The sequence below is a fragment of the Luteibacter sp. genome, from assembly GCF_009912395.1.
Lineage (GTDB): Bacteria > Pseudomonadota > Gammaproteobacteria > Xanthomonadales > Rhodanobacteraceae > Luteibacter.
Genome location: NZ_WNDO01000036.1, coordinates 1 through 18,486, shown reverse-complemented (window position 1 = coordinate 18,486; position 18,486 = coordinate 1). Strand labels below are relative to the sequence as shown.

Below are 18,486 nucleotides of genomic sequence, written 5' to 3'. Positions count from 1 at the left end.
TGCTTTCATGGGGAGGATCGCAATGCTTCGAAAGCTCTTCCTGGCGACAGCGCTCACGCTGACCGCCGCTGGCGCCCATGCCGGCAATCCGGTGTTCCCGGGCTGGTACGCCGATCCCGAGGCGGCGGTCTTCGCTGGTCGCTACTGGATCTATCCCACCACCTCCGAACGCTACGAGGAGCAGACCCGCTTCGATGCGTTCTCGTCGAACGATCTTGTCCACTGGACCAAGCACGCCGACGTGCTCGATGCGAAGGATGTCCCCTGGGCCAAGAAAGCCATGTGGGCACCCGCGCTGGTGGAGAAGGGTGGGCGCTATTACTTCTTCTTCGCCGCCAACGATATCCAGAGCGACAAGGAACTGGGTGGCATCGGCGTGGCGGTGGCGGACCATCCGGAAGGCCCGTTCCGCGACCTCATCGGCAAGCCCTTGATCGGCAGCTTCCAGAACGGCGCGCAGCCGATCGACCAGTTCGTGTTCCACGACGATGACGGCAGCTGGTACATGATCTACGGCGGGTGGAAGCACGCCAACATCGTGAAGCTCAAGGATGATTTCACGGCGCTGCAGCCCTTCGCGGACGGCAGCACCTACAAAGAGATCACGCCGGAGAAATACGTCGAAGGCCCGCTGATGTTCAAGCGTGGCGGTCGTTACTACCTGATGTGGTCAGAGGGTGGCTGGACTGGTCCCGATTACTCCGTGGCCTACGCCATCGCGGACAAACCCACCAGTCCGTTCCATCGCCTGGGCAAGATACTGCAGCAGGACCCGGCGATCGCCACTGGCGCAGGTCATCATTCGCTGTTCCATGTCGCCAAGGATGACAGCTGGTACATCGTCTATCACCGACATCCGCTCGGCGATACGAACGGCAATCATCGCCAGGTGGCGATCGACCGCATGGTCTTCGACAAGGAGGGACACATTCTCCCGGTGAAGATCACCAACGAAGGCGTGAAGCCCCAGCCGCTGTGAACGCGTGAAAAGCGTTGTCTCGTGATCGTCATGTCGCCCATGACGATCACGACATTGCACCGCATCATTGTGTGATCATTATCATAATGTCATCGCGACGTGTGTTTGAAAGCACAAAAACATCACGCTGCGCAAGGGTCATGCTGCCCAACATTTCAATGCGCAAGGAGGCGCTACAATGGAGAAAGGGCCGGGGAACGAACCCTAGGAGTAGCAGCATGCGTTATGAGAAAGGCCACAAGGAGCAAACCCGCCAGAAGATCATCGAGGCGGCCTCCGAACGGTTCCGCGCCGACGGCATCGATGCGGTCGGTGTCGTCAGCCTGATGAACGACGTGGGCCTGACGCAGGGCGGCTTCTACAACCACTTCGGTTCGAAGGAAGACCTGGTCCGCGAATGCGTCACCAACGGCGCCAATGCCGCCGCCGAACGTCTCGCGGCGAAAGTCGCGGCCTCGCGTGGCGAGGGTTACCGCACGCTGGTCAACAACTATCTCTCCGTCGACCATCGCGACCACCCCGAGACGGGCTGCGTGGCGGCGACGCTGTCGTCGGAAGTGTCGCGTCGTCCCGATGAGACGCGCGCCGCCTTCACCGAAGGCTACGGCGGCATGGTGGAGCTGATCGTCTCGACGTTGCCTGATACGGTGCGCGGCAAGCGTCGTCGCACGTTGGCGATGTCGGTGTTCGCATCGCTCGTCGGCACGCTGTCGCTGTCGCGTGCGGTCGACGACACGGATCTCTCCGACGAGATCCTCTCGCTGGGCCGGCAGTCGGCCCTGGAACTGATCGAAGCCGCCTGATCAGTGCGCCGGGACGGGCGGCTTGCCCATGGCGGCCGTCTTCTCGGCGATTTTCGCCTTGATGGCGGGTATCGCGGCCAGCGCGGCGCGTTCGCCTTCCAGGATCGCGACGTTCTTCTGGTCGAAATCCGTAGGACCGATCTGACCGACCTTCGGGCGGATCACGATGTCGGCGCGGGCCAGTTCCTGGTCCGCCAGCTTGCGACCCATGATGGTGATCGACTGGCCGACGATGCCGACCATGTTGCCGGGGTTGCTGCCATCGGGGCGCGCGGAGATGTCCACCGCGATGACGATGTCGGCGCCAAGCTGGCGCGCGGCGTCCACGGGCACGGGGCTGACGACGCCTCCGTCAACGAAATGCTTGCCGTTGATCTCCACGGGCTCGAACACGCCCGGGATACTGCTCGACGCGCGTACCGCCTGGCCGGCGTTGCCCTTGATGAAGATGGCGCGTTCGCCGGTCTCCAATTGGGTGGCCACTGCGGCGAACGGCATGCGCAGCTTCTCGATCGGCTGCTGCTTGATCAGCTCGTTCACGTAATCCTGCAGCTTCTGGCCCTGCACCATACCGCCGGAGAAAAAGCGCACGTCGCGGATCTTGCCCTCGTCCAGCGAAAAGGCGGTCTGCTGTAGCGCGAACCCGTCCATGCCGCTGGCGTAAAGCACGCCCACGACGCTGCCGGCGCTGGTGCCGGAGACCACGTCCGGATGGATGCCGCTGGCTTCCAGCATCTTGATCACGCCGATATGCGCGAAGCCCTTGGCCGCGCCGCCGCCCAGCGCTAGGCCGATGCGCGGCTTGGCCGCGAGCACGGGCACGGCCGTGTCCAGGCGGGTGTCGGCCTTGTGGCCGCCGCAACCGGCAAGCAGGGACGTCAGGAGCAGCGGAAGCCAGGTGCGGGCGCGGCGCAGGGACATGGACGGTGACCGTGGAAGGGGCAGGCGGATGATCGGGCCACGCGGCGACAGGCCGGTGGCGGAAGGATGGCGCGTTCCGGGCGGCGTGGGCCGCCCGGAACGGTCGTGGCTCAGACGCGGGTCTGGTCGGCCTCGAGGTGGTAGCGGGTGGCCACTTCCACTTCGTTCTTCGAGCCCAGGAACACCGGCACGCGCTGGTGCAGCCCGCTGGGCTGGATGTCCATGATGCGCGTGCGGCCTGTGGTGGCGGCGCCGCCGGCCTGTTCGACGATGAAGGCCATCGGGTTGGCCTCGTACATCAGGCGCAGCTTGCCGGTGCCGCCCTTGCCGGTGATCTTCGCGTCCAGCGGATAGAAGAACACGCCACCGCGGGTGATGATGCGATGCACGTCGGCCACCATGGAAGCGACCCAGCGCATGTTGAAATCGCGACCGCGCGGACCGGTGGTGCCGGCCAGCAGTTCGCCGATGTAGCGCTGCATCGGGGCTTCCCAGTGACGCTGGTTCGACATGTTGATGGCGAACTCGGCGGTCTCGGCGGGGATCGTGATGTCGCGCTTGGTCAGCACGAAGCTGCCGTGCTCGCGATCCAGGGTGAACTCGTGCACGCCGTGGCCGAAGGTCAGCACCAGCAGGGTGCTCGGGCCGTAGACCACGTAGCCGGCGGCGACCTGCTCGGTGCCCGGCTGGAGGAAGTCCTCCGTGGTGGGCTCGGTGACACCGTCCGGGCAGCGCAGCACCGAGAAGATGGTGCCCACCGAAACGTTCACGTCGATGTTCGAGGAGCCATCGAGCGGATCGAACAGGAGCAGGTGGTGGCCCTTCGGGTAGGCGTCGGGAATGGGCTGCGGATCTTCCATTTCCTCCGACGCGCAGGCCGCTAGGTGACCGCCCCAGGCGTTCGCTTCCAGCAGGATCTCGTTGGAGATCACGTCGAGCTTCTTCTGGGCCTCGCCCTGCACGTTGTCCGAGCCGGCGTTGCCCAGCACGCCGCCCAGGGCGCCCTTGCCGGTGGCGACAGAGATGCGCTTGCAGGCGCGGGCCACCACCTCGATCAGCAGGCTCAGCTCGCTGTAGACATGGCCGGCGCGCTTCTCTTCGATCAGGAACTGGATCAGTGAAATCGGTTTCGACATCGGGACGGACTCTGGCGCGAAAGCCCGCATTGTCCGGGTGCGGCGTGAACGGCGCCAGAGGCTGCTGACAGAACGTTGTCAGTAGCCCCCGCGCAGACTTCTCCCATCGAGCCACCGGGAGGGGACCCAGATGAACCGTTTTCTCGAGCGTCTTGCCGCCGCCTATGCGCCTTTGGGCCATCGCGGCCGGCTCATGGACGGCCGTTTCCGCTTCGCACCCGACCGTCCCGTCGGTCGCCGGGTTGTCCTGCCCCGGCCGGCCGCACCGATCACGAACCACCGCTTGAGGGAGATACAGGCATGAACTCGCATCGCATCCTTTTCCACCACGCCCCCCACAGCCGCTCGACCAGCACGCTGATGCTGCTCGAAGAGCTGGGCGCGCAATACGACATGCACGTGATGAACCTTGCCGCGGGGGAAAACCGGCAGCCGGCCTATCTGAAGGTCAATCCGATGGGCAAGGTGCCGGCGATCGAGCACCGGGGTGGACTGGTCACCGAGCGTCCGGCGATCTTCGCCTACCTCGCTGACCTCTTTCCCGAGGCGGGTCTCGCGCCGGGGCTCGGCGACCCGCTACGTGGTCCGTACCTGCGTTGGCTGGCCTTCTGCGGCACCTGCTTCGAACCCGCGCTACTCGATCATCTCGCCAAGCGTCCGGGCATGCCGGTGGGCCAGTGTCCCTACGGCGACTTCGACATGACCATGGCGACGGTGATCAAGCAACTCTCGGAAGGCCCGTGGCTGCTGGGTGACCGGTTCAGTGCCCTCGATATCCTCTGGGGCAACGCGCTGGCATGGGCGATGAGCCTGGGCATCGTGCCTCGCCACGACGTGTTCGAGGCCTATGTCGCCCGTCTGATGGCCCGCCCGGCGATCCAGCGCGCGGCGGACCAGGACGCCGCCCTGTCACGCGCCCAGATGCTGGCCGCCGCGTGAGGCCGGGACGATGCGCGGCCGTGACCTTCATCGCTTCCCGCACCCCACGCGTCGGGCGATGATGTGTCGATGCGCCGCGCCGATCGTTTTTTCCTCATCATCAACGCCCTGCGCGGGCGTCGCACGGCACTGCCCGCGCGACAGCTCGCCGACATGCTCGAGGTCTCGCCGCGCACGGTCTATCGCGACGTGGCGGACCTCCAGCTTTCCGGTGTGCCCATCGAGGGCGAGGCCGGTGTCGGCTATGTCCTGCGCAAGGGCTCGGACATCCCTCCGCTGATGTTCTCCGCCGACGAACTCGAAGCCCTGGTCGCCGGCACGCGCTTTGTCCGCGCGTTTGCCGGCGAGCGACTGGCGCGCGAGGCGCAGTCGGCGCTGATCAAGATCGAGGCGGTGTTGCCGCCCGACCTGCGCGAGCGGTCGGCGCAGGCGAAGATCTTCGCGCCGATCTGGCGCGATCCCGAGCAGAACCATATCGCCCGGATGCTGGATCGCCTGCACGAGGCCGTGCTGCATCGGCAGGTGCTGTGCCTGGAGTACCGCGACGTGGAAGGCCGGGCGAGCACGCGCGAGGTGCAGCCGTTGTGCCTGTCGTTCTGGGGTGGCTCGTGGACCCTGGGCACCTGGTGCCGGCACCGCCAGGCGTTCCGTAATTTCCGCCCGGATCGCATCGAGGGCTGCCGCGACTCGGGCGAAGTGTTCGATGACCTGCCCGGGCGCGACCTCCAGGCGTATCTGGACACGATGCGCGGCTACTACGCCGGCCTCGAATGACGTCATCCTTGTAGGAGCGCGCTTGCGCGCGATCGCGCGCAAGCGCGCTCCTACAACCCAGGCGGTCGAACGATCGCCAGGCAAGCCATGACCCCTGGCGGTGGAGCTGACCGGTGGCCGGTGCCATGATCGGGGTTTCCCTCGCCATCCCCGGAACCCGCATGTCCCCCTGGATCCGCGCCATCGCCTTCGCCGGCCTCTTCGCCGGTGCCGTCCACGCCGCCACGCCCGACGACGCCTTCCGTTCCATCTATGAAAAGGAATGGACCTGGCGCAATGGCCAGGCGGGCATCCTCACTTCGGGTGAAGCGCAGCCGGGCGACGGGCGACTGGACAGCGTCGACGCGGCCAGCCAGGACAAGCGCCTGGCCTACTGGAACGACGTGCTGGCGCAGCTCGATCGCATCGATCCGAAGACATTGAGCGACGTCGAGCGGGTGAATTACGAGGTGTACCACGAGCAGATCTACAACCTCGCCGCCGCGCAGCGGTTCCGTCAGTGGGAGATGCCGTTTAACAGCGACTCGGCGTTCTGGTCCGATGTCGTCTACGTGATGCACGGCAACGACCTGCGCACGCGCGACGACTACCGCAACTACATCGCGCGCATGAAGCAGATCCCAGCCTGGATGGACCAGGAAATCGCCAACATGAAGCTCGGCCTCGCCCGGGGCTTCACCGTGCCGCGCGAAGTGCTCAACGGTCGCGACGTCTCCATCGCCGCCGTGGCCGATCTGAAAAAGCCGGAGGACAGCGACCTCTACAAGCCCTTCCTTACCATGCCCAAGACGATGCCCGCCGCCGATGCGGAGGCGCTGCGCACGGAAGCACGCAAGGTGATCGCCCAGGGCGTGATTCCGGCCTACGGCAAGCTGCTGCGGTTCTTCCGCGACGATTACGTGCCCAAGGCGCGCCCGACGCTGGCCGCCGAATCGCTGCCCGACGGCAAGGACTATTACCGCCAGCAGATCCGCGAATACACCACGCTGGACCTCTCGCCGGACCAGATCCACGCCATCGGCCTGCGCGAGGTGGCGCGGATCCATGCCGACATGCTGGAGACGATGAAGCAGACCGGCTTCAAGGGCGATTTCCCGGCCTTCCTGCAATTCCTGCGCACCGATCCGCAGTTCTACGCGAAGACGCCCGACGAGCTGCTGATGCGCACCGCGTGGGTCGCCAAGCAGGTCGACGCCAAGCTCGACAAATACTTCGGCCTGCTGCCGCGCCAGCGCTTCGCCATCAAGCCGGTGCCGGCCGATATCGCGCCGTACTACACCTCGGGTCGCGGCGGTCCGGACACGTACCTGGTGAACACCTACGACTTGCCGTCGCGTCCGCTGTTCAACATGCCGGCGCTGACATTGCACGAATCGATGCCGGGCCACGCGCTGCAGCTGGCGCTGTCGGACGAGCAGCAGGGCCTGCCGCCGTTCCGTCGTGACGGCTACATCTCGGCCTATGGCGAGGGCTGGGCGCTGTACTCGGAGTACCTGGGCGAAGAGATGGGCATCTATCACACGCCCTACGAGCACTTCGGCTACCTCACCTACCAGATGTGGCGCGCATGCCGCCTCGTGGTCGACACCGGCATCCACCACCTCGGCTGGACCCGCCAGCAGGCGATCGACTACCTCACCCAGAACACCGCGCTCAGCCAGCGCGAGATCGCCAACGAGGTGGATCGCTACATCAGCTGGCCGGGCCAGGCGCTGTCCTACGAGCTGGGTTATCTCAAGATCCGCGAGCTGCGCGAGCGTGCCGAGAAGCAGCTGGGCGAGAAGTTCGACCTGCGCGCCTTCCACGACACCATCCTGGCCCAGGGCTCGGTGCCGCTGCCGGTGCTGGAAGAGCGCATCGACGCCTGGATCAAGGCCCGCAAGGGGTAACACAAAAACTTCACCTGTGGTGTATAGTGCATCATAACTCCACAGGTGAAGTCATGATGCAGCCCGCACACCATGCCGAACCGATCCAGGCCGGGGAACTCGGCGGCCCCGCGCTCCGGGCCTTCTTCGCCCTGGCGGATCACTGGAAGCTCAAGGCCGCCGAGCAGCGCACCCTGCTCGGCGATCCGCCGGAGTCCACGTACTTCAAGTGGAAGAAACAGCAGGACGGCGCCCCCTCGCGCGACGTGATCGAGCGCATCAGCTACCTGCTGGGCATCTGGAAGGACCTGCAGATCCTCTTTCCCGACATCGCCCAGGCCGACGCCTGGGTTCGCAAGCCGAACACCGCGCCCCTGTTCGGCGGCCGCTCGGCGCTGGAGCGCATGCTCTCCGGCAACGTCGCCGACCTCTACGTCGTCCGCCAGTACCTGGACGCCCAGCGCGGCTGGAACGGATGAGCGCCGCCGCGCCGCCGGTCCGGCGCATCCGCTGGAGCCAGGCCTACCGCATCGTGCCGAGCCGGTTTCCCCCCGTGGGCCTGTTCGACCGCATCGCCGACCCGAAGGACATTGACGCCGTGATGGCGATCGAGTCGTTGACCAACCCGCGCCTGCGCGACAAGATCGGTGCGCTGAGCCTGGTGCCGCCCGACCGGCGTGTGTCCGGGCCGGGCACCACGCCGATCATGGCCGCGTTCGCGCACATCCCGCCCGAGGGCAGCCGTTTCTCGGATGGCCACTGGGGCGTGTTCTACGCCGCGCACAGCATTCCCACGGCCATCGAGGAAACGGTGTTCCACCGCGAGGCCTTCCTCGCCGCCACCCAGGAGCCTCCGTGCGACGTGCAGGTGCGCTGCTACAAGACGAGCATCGCCGGCAACTTCCACGATATCCGCGGCGGCTGGGCCAACGAGCACGATCCGGACTCCTACGCGGCCAGCGTGGTCCTGGCGCGCCAGCTGCGCGACGCGGGTTCCAACGGCATCGTCTACGACAGCGCCCGGCACGCCGGGGGCGAGTGCGTGGCGACGTTCTATCCCGACCTCGTGGCGCCCTGCGTGCAGGCGGGGCACTTCATCTATCGCTGGAACGGCAAGCGTATCGAAGCGGTGCTCAAGGTCACCGCGGTGGAGCGCGGCCATTTGCCTTGAGAGGCCGTAAACGTTTACGGTCGTCCGGATGAAACGCCTGACGATCCTCCTCACCCTGCTGTTCCTGTCCTTCGGCGCGATCGCGAAGGATGCCGACCACGCCAAGTGGGAAACCGATATCCAGGCCTTCGAGGCCTCGGACAAGGCCAACCCGCCGCCGGCCCACGCGGTGCTCTTCATTGGCAGTTCGTCGATCCGCATGTGGACGAGCCTGGCGTCGGACTTCCCGAACTACCGCGTCATCAACCGCGGCTTCGGCGGCTCGGACCTGGACGACTCCACCGCGTTCGCCGACCGCATCGTGAAGCCCTATCGCCCGGTGGCGATCGTGCTGTACGCCGGCGACAACGATCTTCAGGGCGGCGATACGCCCGAGCAGGTACGCGACGACTTCGCCGCTTTCGTGGCGAAGGTGCGCCAGGACCAGCCGGCGGTGCCCATCGCCTTCATTTCCATCAAGCCCAGCGTGGCCCGTGAGAACTTGCTGCCGAAGATCGAAGAGGCCAACAAGCTCATCCGCGACTGGTCGATGCAGCAGAAGGGCGTGGCGTTTCTCGATGTCGCGCCCGCGATGCTCGATAAAAACGGTCAACCCAAGCGTGAATTGTTCATCGAAGACGGCCTGCACATGAACCCGAGCGGCTATGCGCTGTGGATCGCGCAAGTACGTCCGTGGCTGGCCGATCATGCGACGGCGGCCGAAGTTAAACAGAACCCGAACACGACCTCGAAGTGATACGGGAACTTCACGGCTTCGGCCCTATCTAAGTATTCGATCGCCGAGAGGCGACCCGTTGGCAACCGAACGGAATATTCGACGGTTGTCCCGGGTCCCGCTATTTCCCCTGATAGCCTGGACCCGACGCGACCCCGGTAGCTCCTCCCCTGGCTACCGGGGTTTTATTTTGCCCGGATTCCGGAAAGCTCGTCGTTCCTGTGAAAACAGGAGCCCAGCGCCCCGGTTCGCCAGCATGGCGAGGGCGTCGCATCGGCTTTTGCGTAGGAAGCCGCGACGCGCCAACCGGCCGCCCCGCGCTGGGTTCCAGCGTTCGCTAGAACGACGGATCGCCAGCTCGTCGTTCCTGTGAAAACAGGAACCCAGCGCCCCGGTTCACCAGCATGGCGAGGGCGCTGCATCGGCTTTTGCGTAGGAAGCCGCGACGCGCCAACCGGCCGCCTCGCGCTGGGTTCCAGCGTTCGCTGGAACGACGGATCGCCAGCTCGTCGTTCCTGTGAAAACAGGAACCCAGCGCCCCGGTTCACCAGCATGGCGAGGGCGCTGCATCGGCTTTTGCGTAGGAGGCCGCGACGCGACAACCGATCGCCCCGCGCTGGGTTCCAGCGTTCGCTGGAACGACGATTAGCTCGCGAACGGCTTGATCGACGTATCGAACGCCCGCCAGTGGCCGTCGTTGCCCTCGATGTTCAACACCACCCGCGACTGGCAGCGACCGGCCTCGATGCGGCGGCCCTCGGCGAGGGCGTGGGCGAGCGCGTCGTCGCGCGAGCAGAACTCGGCGTATTCGGTCTCGTTCTTCTGAAGGAGCCAAAGCCCCGGCGCGACGGAATCGTATGGGATATCGAAAACGACCACGATGGATCCACCCTGTTTGGTACAACGTGGATCCATCGTAGGGGGCCGTTCGTTAGGCCGCCGTTGAGTTTCAGTTGTCTCCGCCGATAGCGAAGCCTTCACGCGTGCCGCGCTGGAACACCTTGTCGGTGTCCAGCACCTCCGCGGCAGGCGTGGCGACGCCGTTGGCCAGTTTCGCGTAGATCGGCGTGAAGTCCGGACGCGTCGCGTCGAACAGCTGCTCGAAATCGTCGATCACGAAGTACGTCTGCTGGAAGGTGTCGATACGGTATTTCGTGTTCATCACCCGCTCCAGGTCGAAACCGATGCGATTGGGCGCTTCGGAATCGATGGAGTAGATCGACTCGCCCTTCGAGCTGACGATGCCGGCGCCGTAGATGCGCAGGCCTTCGTCCGTGCGAATGAGACCGAATTCCACCGTGTACCAGTACAGGCGCGTCAGGTTCATCAGCGCGTCCGGACCGATCGCGTGCGCCTTCATGCCGCCCTTGCCGTAGGCCTGCATGTAGTCGGCGAACACCGGGTTCAGCAGCAGCGGCACGTGGCCGAACAGGTCATGGAACAGATCCGGCTCGGACAGGTAGTCCAACTGGTCCGGCTTGCGGATCCACCAGCTGACCGGGAAGCGGCGATTGGCCAGGTGGTCGAAGAACACCTCGTCGGGCAGCAGGCCTTCCACGGCCACGATCTGCCAGCCGGTGGCCTTGCCCAGCACGGCGTTCAGGTCGTCGAAGCGCGGAATGCCGCCCTCGCCGAAGCCAAAACGCTCCACGCCTTCCAGGAACTCCTTGCAGGCGTAGGCCGGCAGTAGCTCCTTCTGGCGGCGGTACAGGGTGTCCCAGACCTCATGATCGGTCTTCGAATAGCTCGCCCACGGCTGCTCCACGGTGCCGGTCGCGTAGACGGGCACGTATCCGCGGTCGGTCTGCTGATGCTCGACGCGGCGGGGGGTGTCCATGGCGGGCCTCCTTCGGGGCTGTGGGGTGATGGAACAACAGCTTAGCGACGAAGGCACGCAATAGGGTTGTTTTGTTGCGCACTATGACTTTCTATATGCAATGATCCACCCATCTGAATCGATATGAAGAAATAATCGTGCAGACGACGCTCGATCGCACCGACCTCCGCATCCTCGCTACCCTCCAAGCCAATGGCCGGATCACCAACGCGGAACTGGCCACCGAGGTGAACCTCTCGCCCTCGGCCTGCCTGCGCCGCGTGCAGCGGCTGGAAGCCGATGGCGTCATCGCAAGCTATGGCGCCCGGCTGGAGCCCCGCGCACTGGGCCTGGGCCTGCAAGCCTTCGTCCGCGTGCAACTGCGCCAGCACGAGTCCGAGGCCATCGACACCTTCACCGAGCGGGTCTCGGCTTGGGAGGAGGTGGTGGCCTGCTATGCCCTCACGGGCGACATGGACTACCTGCTCCAGGTCTACGTGGCCGATCTGGACGATTTTTCCCGCTTCCTGCTCGACCGGCTGCTCAACGCGGCGGGCGTGGCGGACGTCAACACCAGCTTCGTCCTGCGCACCGTGAAGGCCTCGGCGGCCCTGCCACTGGGGAACGTTGCCGGGTAGGCGCACGCAACTGCCTTATAGATAAAGACAATAGGTGTTTCCCCTAGCGGGCGAGGCCGCCCATCGCTAATCTTGTGTGCTCGATGGAAGCCGCCACCGCCAACCCGACCCCACGTGACCGTCTGCGTCCGCTGCGCTATGTGTGGCGGGTGCCGCTGTTGCTGCTCCACGTCCTGTTCGGGATCGTGGTCTGCACGTTCATCCTGAGCTGGGCCGGCGGGGTGATGAAGAACGGTCGCGAGCCGCTCGCCCACCGCACCATCCGCCTGTGGTCGACCATGCTCCTGCGCGTGTTCGGCTTCCGCAGCCGTCGCTTCGGCACGCCGCTGCCCGATCCCGTGCTCTTCGTCGCCAACCACACCTCGTGGCTGGACATCGAGCTGCTGCATTCCCAGCGCGCCGCCTGTTTCGTCGCCAAGGCCGAGATCGCCCGCTGGCCGCTGGTCGGCTGGATGGCCGCGCGCGGCGGCACGATCTTCCACCGTCGCGGCAATAACCATTCGCTGGCCTCGGTCATGGCCGTGATGGTGGAGCGCCTGCGCGAAGGCCGCTCGGTGGCCGTGTTCCCCGAGGGCGGCACCGGCCACAACGGCGTGCTGCGCGTCTTCCACGCCCGTATCTTCCAGGCCGCGCTCGACGCGGAGGTGCCGGTGCAGCCGGTGGCCCTGCGCTTCACCCGCAACGGCGAGCGCTTGATCGATGCGGGCTTCCGCGACGGCGAGAGCTTCCTCGGCAATTTCCTGCGCCTGCTGGGCGAGGCGCCGCTCGACGTCGAAGTGCACTTCCTCGAACCCGTGCCGGTGTCGCCCGATGGCCGTCGCCGCATGGCCGAGGCCTCGCGTGAGCGCATCGCCGCCGCGTTGGAACACGGCACGCGCGCATGAGCCTGCCCAAGGGCTCGGACTTCATGCCGCCCTGGCCGCTGCGTAGCGGCCACATTCAGACCATGCTCTCCTCCAGCGGCATCCGCCGCCGCCTGCTGCCGCGTCGCGCGCAAAAGGTGCAGGAGGAAGCCCGCGAGGTGCTGATCGACGTCGGCCACGGCGACCGCCTCAGTGGCCGCTTCACCCCGCAGACCACCGGCAACGCATCCCGCGGCCTGGCGATCCTGTTCCACGGCTGGGAAGGCAGCGTCGATTCCACCTATGTCCTGCAGACCGGCAGCCGCCTGCTGGAAGACGGCTGGGACATCTTCCGCCTGAACTTCCGCGACCACGGTGACAGCCACGGCCTCAACGAGGCGCTGTTCCATTCCTGCCGCATCGACGAGGTGGTGGTCGCGCTGGGCGAGATCGTGAAGATGTTCCCCTCGCAGGCCGTCGGCGTCGCCGGCTTCTCGCTCGGTGGCAACTTCGCGCTGCGCGCCGGCATGCTGGCGCCGTCGCTGGGCGTGCCGATCGACTACGTGCTCGCGGTCTGCCCCATCATCGATCCGTCGGAAGGCCTGTTCTCGCTGGAGAAGGACGCGCCCTGGTTCTACCAGGCCTACTTCATGCAGAAGTGGCGCCGTTCGCTGCGCCTGAAGCAGGAGGCCTTCCCGCAGCAGACGTACTTCGAACTGGCCGAACTCAAGCAGAACATGCGCGACCTCACGCGCTCACTGGTCCTGCGCCATACCGATTTCGATTCGCTCGAGGCCTACCTCGACGGCTACTCGGTGGCGGGCAATCGCCTGAAGGGCCTGCACCTGCCGGCCACCATCCTCACCGCGTGCGACGATCCCGTCATTCCCGTCGGCGCGTTCGACCAGCTCGACCTGCCGCCGAACATCGAGTTGGATATCGCGCCGCATGGCGGCCATTGCGGGTTCATCCGCGACTTCGGCATGACCAGCTTCACCGACGACTACATCGCTGCCCGATTCGACGCGATCCGGCGCTGACGCCGCTTTCGCGCGATAGGGTCCATCGTGATCCATCCATCCGGGAGTTCGTCACATGCGCAGTGCCCTCGTCCTCGGTCTATCCCTGCTCTTCACCGGTTCGGCGCTCGCCGCACCCCCGCCCATGGATGCGCTGAAGCTTCCACCCGGGTTCTCCATTTCCGTATGGACCGACAAGGTACCCGATGCGCGCGAGATGGCGCTCGGCACGAAAGACATCGTCTTCGTCGGCTCGCGCGATTCGGGCAAGGTCTACGCCGTCAGCTACGAAGGCGACAAAGTGACCAAGGTGCGCACCATTGCCACCGGCCTGGAAATGCCCGTGGGCGTCGCCTTCCGCAAGGGTGATCTCTACGTATCGGCCGTGAGCCGCATCGTGGTGTTGCGCGATATCGAGAACCACCTGGACGATCCGCCGAAACCGGAAGTGGTGAACGACAAGCTGCATCCGGAAACACACCATGGCTGGAAGTTCATCGCCTTTGGTCCCGACGACAAGCTGTACGTACCTACCGGCGCACCGTGCAACATCTGCGATCGCAACACCGAAGGCTTCGCGCAGATCGTCCGCATGAATCCGGATGGCACCGGCTCGCAGGTGGTGGCGCGTGGCGTGCGTAACACGGTGGGCTTCGACTGGCGTCCCACCGACAAGACGATGTGGTTCACCGAGAACGGCCGCGACATGATGGGCGACGACATGCCCAGCGATGAGCTTAACCATGTCACGAAGCCGAACGAACACTTCGGCTACCCCTATTGCCACCAGGGCGACACGCTCGACCCCGAGTTCGGCAAGGGCAAGAGCTGCAAGGACTACACGCCGCCGGTACTCAAGCTAGGCGCACACGTCGCATCGCTCGGCATGCGTTTCTACCAGGGCAAGCAGTTCCCGGCGCCTTACCAGGGCGCGATCATCATCGCCGAACACGGTTCGTGGAACCGCACGAAGAAATCCGGCTACCGCGTGATGACCGTACGCCTCAACGGCAACAAGGTCGCCAGCTACGAGCCGCTGGTGGACGGCTTCGTCGCCGACGAGAAAGCGCTGGGCCGCCCGGCCGACGTGCAGGCGCTGCCCGATGGCAGCCTGCTGGTCAGCGACGATCTGAACGGCGTCATCTACCGCGTGACCTACAAAAAATAAGAAGGAGACAAGCATGCGTCTTAAGAGCGACAACTTCGAACACGGCAAGCCGATTCCGGCGGATAACGCCTTCATGGAACTCGGCGAGCCGGCCAAGATGGCGGCCAACAAGACGCCGCACCTGGCCTGGACCGAAGTACCCGCCACCGCGAAGTCGTTCGCCATTGCCGTGATCGACACTGACGTGCCCTCCAAGCCCGACGACGTGAACGTCGAAGGCCGCGAAGTGCGCTACGACCTGCCGCGCGTGGAATTCGTGCACTGGCTCATGGCCAACATTCCGGTCGAGTGCCGCGAGCTGGGCGAAGGCGCCTGCGGCGAAGGCATCGTGCCGCGCGGCAAGGGCAACGGAAAGCTCAAGGACGATCTTCACGGCCCGGGCGAGGCGGTGCAGGGCCTGAACGACTACACGGGCTGGTTCAAGGGCGACAAGGATATGGACGGCCATTACCACGGCTACGATGGCCCGTGCCCGCCGTGGAACGACACCCGCATCCACCACTACCACTTCCACGTGTACGCGCTGGACGTGGAGAAAGTGGAACTGGAAAACGGCTTCACCCTCGCCGAGCTGCGGGACGTGATCAAGGGGCACGTGGTGGACGAAGCAACGCTCACCGGTACCTACACGCTCAACCCGAAGGCGAGGGTGTGACGGCGTCGTGAACGCCCAGCCTGAACGCCGCGCGAGCGGCGTCGGGCAGATTCACATGGCATGCGCGGGGCGCGGGACTAAATGGTCCCGCGCCAACTACAGGAGAGCCGCCATGCTTCACTACGCCCTAGTCTTTCTGGTCATCGCGATCATCGCCGCGATCTTCGGCTTCGCCGGTATCGCCGGCACGGCGGCAGGCATCGCGAAAGTCCTGTTCGTGATCTTCCTGATCCTGGCCATCATCTCGTTCTTCCGCGGCCGCAGCGTGTAGGCTGCGTTCACGACGATGACCTTCGCGTCACTTATGCTCATCTAACCTGATTTGCCCAGCCTTCGACGGAGATACCTGTCATGACTAAGTCCGCCGACCATGTCGCCAACGCAGCCACCGCCGCCGCGAATACCGTCTCGGCCGCCGAGCGCATCGAGGAGCGCGCCGAAAAGGTGAAGCAGGCGACCTCCGACGCCGTGGACCGCACCCGCGAAGCGGTCGACCGCGCCGCCGACAAGGTGGAAAGCAGCCTGCATTCGGCCACCGACAAGGCCGCCCATGGCGCCACCCGCGCGGCGGAAAAGGCGGAAGAAGCCAAGCTCCGCAGCAAGGAGGCCTATGACGACGCGCTCGACAAGGCCAACGACTGGCTCGACGTCGCCCGCGATTACGTGCGCGAAAAGCCGGTACAGTCGATCGCGCTGGCCGTCGCCGCCGGCTGGCTGGCGGGCCGTATCCTCCGCCGTTGATTCCATCCACCCGGGGGTGAGGCATGCTGGAAAACGATCCCTCGGGGCGTAGCGAAGGCGAGGAAAACGTAGGCGGAGGCGCGGATCGCGCCGCCCGTCCGAAGTTGGCGATGCCGGACTGGATCGACGATGTCCGTCGCCTGGGCGTCGGGTTGAAGAACCTGTTCGGTGCCCAGCTGAAGCTGGCGCTGGCCGAGATCGGCCTGGCGCGCAGCGGCATCGTCATGATGCTGTTCATGGGTCTGGCCGCCATCGTGTTCGCCGTGGCCCTGGGTTTCACGTTGCTGGCGCTGGCCGGCTGGGGCCTGGCGCAGTGGTTCGGTTCCTGGGCCTGGGCGCTCACTGCCCTGGCCGGTATCCAGTTGCTGTTGTTGGTGCTGTCGATCCTGGTATTCCGCCGTGGCATGCATTGGCTGACCCTTCCCGCCACCCGGGCCGAGCTGGCCACGCTGGCGAAGGAAGCGGCGAAACGGGGCAAGGCGGAAGGCGAACGCGCCGAAGGCGAGGGGTAAGCACGATGGGCATCTTCAGCAGCATGGCGAAAGTCACCGAGGCACGCGCCCGCGTCGTCGCCGCGCGCGAGGAAACCGTGGCACCTGCCGCGGCCTTGATCGCAAGAGGCTACGAGCACCCGCTTACCGTGCTCGGGCTGGCCGCCGGTTCCGGCTTCCTGCTGAGCAACGTCAACATCAATCCGCTGGCGGTACCGGGCGTGAGCGGCCTGGTCGCGGGCGGTGGCGCGGACCTCGTCGGTAAGGTTATTTCCATCGCGGCCAGCAGTATCCTTGGCGACTTCGCCGGCGACGGCGCCGACGCCGCCCCCGACTCGCCGTGAACGACCCGCTCAGTACCCACTCGCCGCTCGCGTCCGCGGCGGCCCCCGGCGTCGCCGTCTCGACGTTGACCGTGCGTCCCCGGCGCAAATCCGGTGCCAGCAGAAGCACGCGGCGTGTTTCGCGCCACCTGAAGTCCATCCGCATTTCCCTCACCGGCATCATCCTGCTGGCGACGATCTACACCGTCGCCATTGCCAAGTCGTTGCTGGTGCCCCTGGTGCTCGCAGGCTTCATCGGCCTGGCGCTGAATCCCATCGTCGCCTCCGCTGCGCGCTGGCGCATTCCGCGCTGGCTGGCCGCGGTCACGGTGATGTTGCTGTTGGGCACTGGCGTGGTGACGGCGTCGGCGACGCTATCCGGTCCCGCACTCAACTGGTTGCACCAAGCGCCGACTGCGATGCGTTCGATCGCACCGCGCATCAAGCCGATGACGCAACAGATCGAGGCGGCCAGCCGCGCGACGCAGACCCTGGTCGGTGGTACGGTGGCGCGCAATTTGCCGCAGGCGAACAACGACTTCGCGTTTACCGCGTGGGACATCGTGGCGGGCACGCCGAAGGTCGTGGCGAGCGTGCTGACGGTGGCCCTGCTCGTGTTCTTCTTTCTCGTGTACGGCGACGAGATCCTGCGACGTGCCGTGGAGATATCGCCGACATTCGCCTACAAGCGACATACCGTCAGCATCGTGCGCAGCATCCAGGTCGAGGTGTCGAGCTACCTGCTGCTCACGGTGGCGATCAACGTCACGCTGGGTCTCGTGACCGCCGGCATGCTGTATCTCTACAACGTGCCCGATCCGTTGCTGTGGGGCTCGTTCGCGGCAATCGCGAATTTCATTCCATACGTCGGCGCGATCACCACCACGACGGTGCTGGCCGTGGTGGGTGCGTTGCACTTCCAGGACTTGGGCACGGCCTTGTTGCCGGCCGTGACCTTCGCCTGCATCACCGCCGTCGAAGGCAACATGCTCACGCCGCTGTTGCAGGGCCGCCGCTCGCGACTGAGCCCTGTCGCCATCCTGCTATGGCTGCTGGTGTGGGGATGGCTATGGGGTATCCCCGGCGCGATCATGGCTGTGCCGATGCTGACCTGCGTGAAGCTGATCACCGCGAAGCTGCGTGGGTGGCAGTGGTTCGCGCATATGATTTCTCGCTGAGGTTGGTTGCTTCGCAACCCATGTTTTGAACGGCTTGCGCCGTAACGCTGCTTCGTAGGTTGGGCTCGCCTGCGGCATTGCTCGCGGCGCTCGGGCGTGGCGGGCGGAGCCGTCGGGCCGCCGCCGGGGCGCGCCGGCTCCGCCGTCCCTCGGGAAAGGAGGGCCGCTGCGCGGCCGGTGTCTTATGGCTTCGCCCCTTCGGGCTCGGGCAGGTGGTCGAGGTTCCTCGACTCGGCATCCTGCCTCGGCGAGGAATGGCGGTCTTCCTGACCGCCACCGCTGCGCGGCCTTCTTCGACCACCTACCCTC

The 18,486-nt window shown here is 65.6% G+C and carries 23 protein-coding genes; 19 read left to right on the top strand and 4 right to left on the bottom strand.

Features of this window, described 5'->3' with window-relative positions; translation table 11 throughout:
• Window positions 1-22: 22 nt before the first annotated feature.
• Both GAK28_RS22710 and GAK28_RS22705 read left to right on the top strand, forming a co-directional pair.
• Window positions 23-979: a glycoside hydrolase family 43 protein gene (locus tag GAK28_RS22710; protein WP_291784719.1), complete on the top strand. Its 957-nt coding sequence runs from the start codon at window positions 23-25 to the stop codon at window positions 977-979.
• Window positions 980-1,197: 218 nt separating this feature from the next.
• On the top strand, window positions 1,198-1,782 hold the full coding sequence (locus tag GAK28_RS22705) for a TetR/AcrR family transcriptional regulator (RefSeq protein WP_291784717.1): 585 nt from the start codon (window positions 1,198-1,200) through the stop codon (window positions 1,780-1,782).
• On the opposite strand, the gene GAK28_RS22700 is transcribed toward GAK28_RS22705, so the two are convergent.
• Together GAK28_RS22700 and GAK28_RS22695 are read right to left on the bottom strand one after the other, a co-directional pair.
• Window positions 1,783-2,703 (bottom strand): patatin-like phospholipase family protein, encoded by a 921-nt coding sequence (locus GAK28_RS22700; RefSeq protein WP_291784715.1) that lies wholly within the window; start codon window positions 2,701-2,703, stop codon window positions 1,783-1,785. It lies immediately after the preceding gene.
• Window positions 2,704-2,813: 110 nt separating this feature from the next.
• Window positions 2,814-3,839: a class 1 fructose-bisphosphatase gene (locus GAK28_RS22695; protein WP_291784713.1), complete on the bottom strand. Its 1,026-nt coding sequence runs from the start codon at window positions 3,837-3,839 to the stop codon at window positions 2,814-2,816.
• A 130-nt stretch (window positions 3,840-3,969) separates the two neighbouring features.
• Here GAK28_RS22695 and GAK28_RS22690 point away from each other — a divergent pair, with 130 nt between their 5' ends.
• The 7 genes from GAK28_RS22690 (at window position 3,970) to GAK28_RS22660 (ending at window position 9,327) form a co-directional block, all read left to right on the top strand.
• The gene (locus GAK28_RS22690; RefSeq protein ID WP_291784711.1) at window positions 3,970-4,143 is read left to right on the top strand and encodes a hypothetical protein; all 174 of its coding nucleotides are present in this window, start codon (window positions 3,970-3,972) and stop codon (window positions 4,141-4,143) included.
• Window positions 4,140-4,778 (top strand): glutathione S-transferase family protein, encoded by a 639-nt coding sequence (locus GAK28_RS22685; RefSeq protein ID WP_291784709.1) that lies wholly within the window; start codon window positions 4,140-4,142, stop codon window positions 4,776-4,778. Before GAK28_RS22690 ends, GAK28_RS22685 begins: the two co-directional genes overlap by 4 nt.
• Before the next feature lie 69 nt (window positions 4,779-4,847).
• Window positions 4,848-5,552 carry a YafY family protein gene (locus GAK28_RS22680; RefSeq protein WP_291784707.1) on the top strand — a complete coding sequence of 235 codons (705 nt, stop codon included), beginning with the start codon at window positions 4,848-4,850 and terminating at the stop codon, window positions 5,550-5,552.
• 161 nt (window positions 5,553-5,713) lie between these two features.
• Window positions 5,714-7,441: a DUF885 family protein gene (locus GAK28_RS22675; protein WP_291784706.1), complete on the top strand. Its 1,728-nt coding sequence runs from the start codon at window positions 5,714-5,716 to the stop codon at window positions 7,439-7,441.
• A 56-nt stretch (window positions 7,442-7,497) separates the two neighbouring features.
• The gene (locus GAK28_RS22670; protein WP_291784766.1) at window positions 7,498-7,899 is read left to right on the top strand and encodes an MbcA/ParS/Xre antitoxin family protein; all 402 of its coding nucleotides are present in this window, start codon (window positions 7,498-7,500) and stop codon (window positions 7,897-7,899) included.
• The gene (locus tag GAK28_RS22665; RefSeq protein ID WP_291784703.1) at window positions 7,896-8,591 is read left to right on the top strand and encodes an RES family NAD+ phosphorylase; all 696 of its coding nucleotides are present in this window, start codon (window positions 7,896-7,898) and stop codon (window positions 8,589-8,591) included. Before GAK28_RS22670 ends, GAK28_RS22665 begins: the two co-directional genes overlap by 4 nt.
• A 28-nt stretch (window positions 8,592-8,619) precedes the next feature.
• Complete coding sequence (locus tag GAK28_RS22660; protein ID WP_291784701.1) at window positions 8,620-9,327, top strand: SGNH/GDSL hydrolase family protein; 708 nt, start codon at window positions 8,620-8,622, stop codon at window positions 9,325-9,327.
• A gap of 624 nt (window positions 9,328-9,951) precedes the next feature.
• Here GAK28_RS22660 and GAK28_RS22655 read toward each other — a convergent pair.
• Window positions 9,952-10,185, bottom strand: coding sequence for a hypothetical protein (locus GAK28_RS22655; RefSeq protein WP_291784700.1), 234 nt, complete (start codon window positions 10,183-10,185; stop codon window positions 9,952-9,954).
• Between the two features lie 70 nt (window positions 10,186-10,255).
• Window positions 10,256-11,143 carry a phenylalanine 4-monooxygenase gene (gene phhA, locus GAK28_RS22650; protein ID WP_291784697.1) on the bottom strand — a complete coding sequence of 296 codons (888 nt, stop codon included), beginning with the start codon at window positions 11,141-11,143 and terminating at the stop codon, window positions 10,256-10,258.
• 137 nt (window positions 11,144-11,280) lie between these two features.
• On the opposite strand from phhA, the gene GAK28_RS22645 reads away from it, so the two are divergent.
• The 10 genes from GAK28_RS22645 to GAK28_RS22600 all read left to right on the top strand — a co-directional run bounded on the left by GAK28_RS22645 (window position 11,281) and on the right by GAK28_RS22600 (window position 18,177).
• Entirely contained in the window at window positions 11,281-11,760 is a 480-nt protein-coding gene (locus GAK28_RS22645; RefSeq protein ID WP_291784695.1) for an Lrp/AsnC family transcriptional regulator, read from the top strand.
• Window positions 11,761-11,843: 83 nt separating this feature from the next.
• The gene (locus GAK28_RS22640; RefSeq protein WP_291784693.1) at window positions 11,844-12,644 is read left to right on the top strand and encodes a lysophospholipid acyltransferase family protein; all 801 of its coding nucleotides are present in this window, start codon (window positions 11,844-11,846) and stop codon (window positions 12,642-12,644) included.
• Window positions 12,641-13,642, top strand: coding sequence for an alpha/beta fold hydrolase (locus GAK28_RS22635; protein ID WP_291784691.1), 1,002 nt, complete (start codon window positions 12,641-12,643; stop codon window positions 13,640-13,642). Before GAK28_RS22640 ends, GAK28_RS22635 begins: the two co-directional genes overlap by 4 nt.
• Before the next feature lie 55 nt (window positions 13,643-13,697).
• A complete protein-coding gene (locus GAK28_RS22630) occupies window positions 13,698-14,789 on the top strand; it encodes a PQQ-dependent sugar dehydrogenase (protein ID WP_291784689.1) in 1,092 nt (363 codons plus the stop codon).
• Between the two features lie 13 nt (window positions 14,790-14,802).
• The gene (locus GAK28_RS22625) at window positions 14,803-15,444 is read left to right on the top strand and encodes a YbhB/YbcL family Raf kinase inhibitor-like protein (RefSeq protein WP_291784687.1); all 642 of its coding nucleotides are present in this window, start codon (window positions 14,803-14,805) and stop codon (window positions 15,442-15,444) included.
• A gap of 112 nt (window positions 15,445-15,556) precedes the next feature.
• The gene (locus tag GAK28_RS22620; RefSeq protein ID WP_166945530.1) at window positions 15,557-15,715 is read left to right on the top strand and encodes a DUF1328 domain-containing protein; all 159 of its coding nucleotides are present in this window, start codon (window positions 15,557-15,559) and stop codon (window positions 15,713-15,715) included.
• Window positions 15,716-15,795: 80 nt separating this feature from the next.
• Window positions 15,796-16,185 carry a hypothetical protein gene (locus tag GAK28_RS22615; RefSeq protein ID WP_291784683.1) on the top strand — a complete coding sequence of 130 codons (390 nt, stop codon included), beginning with the start codon at window positions 15,796-15,798 and terminating at the stop codon, window positions 16,183-16,185.
• A gap of 23 nt (window positions 16,186-16,208) precedes the next feature.
• Window positions 16,209-16,697 carry an ABC transporter ATP-binding protein gene (locus GAK28_RS22610; protein WP_291784681.1) on the top strand — a complete coding sequence of 163 codons (489 nt, stop codon included), beginning with the start codon at window positions 16,209-16,211 and terminating at the stop codon, window positions 16,695-16,697.
• Between the two features lie 5 nt (window positions 16,698-16,702).
• The gene (locus tag GAK28_RS22605) at window positions 16,703-17,020 is read left to right on the top strand and encodes a hypothetical protein (protein ID WP_291784679.1); all 318 of its coding nucleotides are present in this window, start codon (window positions 16,703-16,705) and stop codon (window positions 17,018-17,020) included.
• The gene (locus GAK28_RS22600) at window positions 17,017-18,177 is read left to right on the top strand and encodes an AI-2E family transporter (RefSeq protein ID WP_291784676.1); all 1,161 of its coding nucleotides are present in this window, start codon (window positions 17,017-17,019) and stop codon (window positions 18,175-18,177) included. The genes GAK28_RS22605 and GAK28_RS22600 overlap by 4 nt, the downstream gene beginning before the upstream one ends.
• Window positions 18,178-18,486 lie beyond the last annotated feature (309 nt).

What these genes read in the sequence shown, in the direction of transcription:
- GAK28_RS22710 (WP_291784719.1), top strand. Translation starts at nt 23, where the DNA reads ATGCTTCGAAAGCTCTTCCTGGCGACAGCGCTCACGCTGACCGCCGCT.
- GAK28_RS22705 (WP_291784717.1), top strand. Translation starts at nt 1,198, where the DNA reads ATGCGTTATGAGAAAGGCCACAAGGAGCAAACCCGCCAGAAGATCATC.
- GAK28_RS22700 (WP_291784715.1), bottom strand. Translation starts at nt 2,703, where the DNA reads ATGTCCCTGCGCCGCGCCCGCACCTGGCTTCCGCTGCTCCTGACGTCC.
- GAK28_RS22695 (WP_291784713.1), bottom strand. Translation starts at nt 3,839, where the DNA reads ATGTCGAAACCGATTTCACTGATCCAGTTCCTGATCGAAGAGAAGCGC.
- GAK28_RS22690 (WP_291784711.1), top strand. Translation starts at nt 3,970, where the DNA reads ATGAACCGTTTTCTCGAGCGTCTTGCCGCCGCCTATGCGCCTTTGGGC.
- GAK28_RS22685 (WP_291784709.1), top strand. Translation starts at nt 4,140, where the DNA reads ATGAACTCGCATCGCATCCTTTTCCACCACGCCCCCCACAGCCGCTCG.
- GAK28_RS22680 (WP_291784707.1), top strand. Translation starts at nt 4,848, where the DNA reads ATGCGCCGCGCCGATCGTTTTTTCCTCATCATCAACGCCCTGCGCGGG.
- GAK28_RS22675 (WP_291784706.1), top strand. Translation starts at nt 5,714, where the DNA reads ATGTCCCCCTGGATCCGCGCCATCGCCTTCGCCGGCCTCTTCGCCGGT.
- GAK28_RS22670 (WP_291784766.1), top strand. Translation starts at nt 7,498, where the DNA reads ATGCAGCCCGCACACCATGCCGAACCGATCCAGGCCGGGGAACTCGGC.
- GAK28_RS22665 (WP_291784703.1), top strand. Translation starts at nt 7,896, where the DNA reads ATGAGCGCCGCCGCGCCGCCGGTCCGGCGCATCCGCTGGAGCCAGGCC.
- GAK28_RS22660 (WP_291784701.1), top strand. Translation starts at nt 8,620, where the DNA reads ATGAAACGCCTGACGATCCTCCTCACCCTGCTGTTCCTGTCCTTCGGC.
- phhA (WP_291784697.1), bottom strand. Translation starts at nt 11,143, where the DNA reads ATGGACACCCCCCGCCGCGTCGAGCATCAGCAGACCGACCGCGGATAC.
- GAK28_RS22640 (WP_291784693.1), top strand. Translation starts at nt 11,844, where the DNA reads ATGGAAGCCGCCACCGCCAACCCGACCCCACGTGACCGTCTGCGTCCG.
- GAK28_RS22635 (WP_291784691.1), top strand. Translation starts at nt 12,641, where the DNA reads ATGAGCCTGCCCAAGGGCTCGGACTTCATGCCGCCCTGGCCGCTGCGT.
- GAK28_RS22630 (WP_291784689.1), top strand. Translation starts at nt 13,698, where the DNA reads ATGCGCAGTGCCCTCGTCCTCGGTCTATCCCTGCTCTTCACCGGTTCG.
- GAK28_RS22625 (WP_291784687.1), top strand. Translation starts at nt 14,803, where the DNA reads ATGCGTCTTAAGAGCGACAACTTCGAACACGGCAAGCCGATTCCGGCG.
- GAK28_RS22620 (WP_166945530.1), top strand. Translation starts at nt 15,557, where the DNA reads ATGCTTCACTACGCCCTAGTCTTTCTGGTCATCGCGATCATCGCCGCG.
- GAK28_RS22615 (WP_291784683.1), top strand. Translation starts at nt 15,796, where the DNA reads ATGACTAAGTCCGCCGACCATGTCGCCAACGCAGCCACCGCCGCCGCG.
- GAK28_RS22610 (WP_291784681.1), top strand. Translation starts at nt 16,209, where the DNA reads ATGCTGGAAAACGATCCCTCGGGGCGTAGCGAAGGCGAGGAAAACGTA.
- GAK28_RS22605 (WP_291784679.1), top strand. Translation starts at nt 16,703, where the DNA reads ATGGGCATCTTCAGCAGCATGGCGAAAGTCACCGAGGCACGCGCCCGC.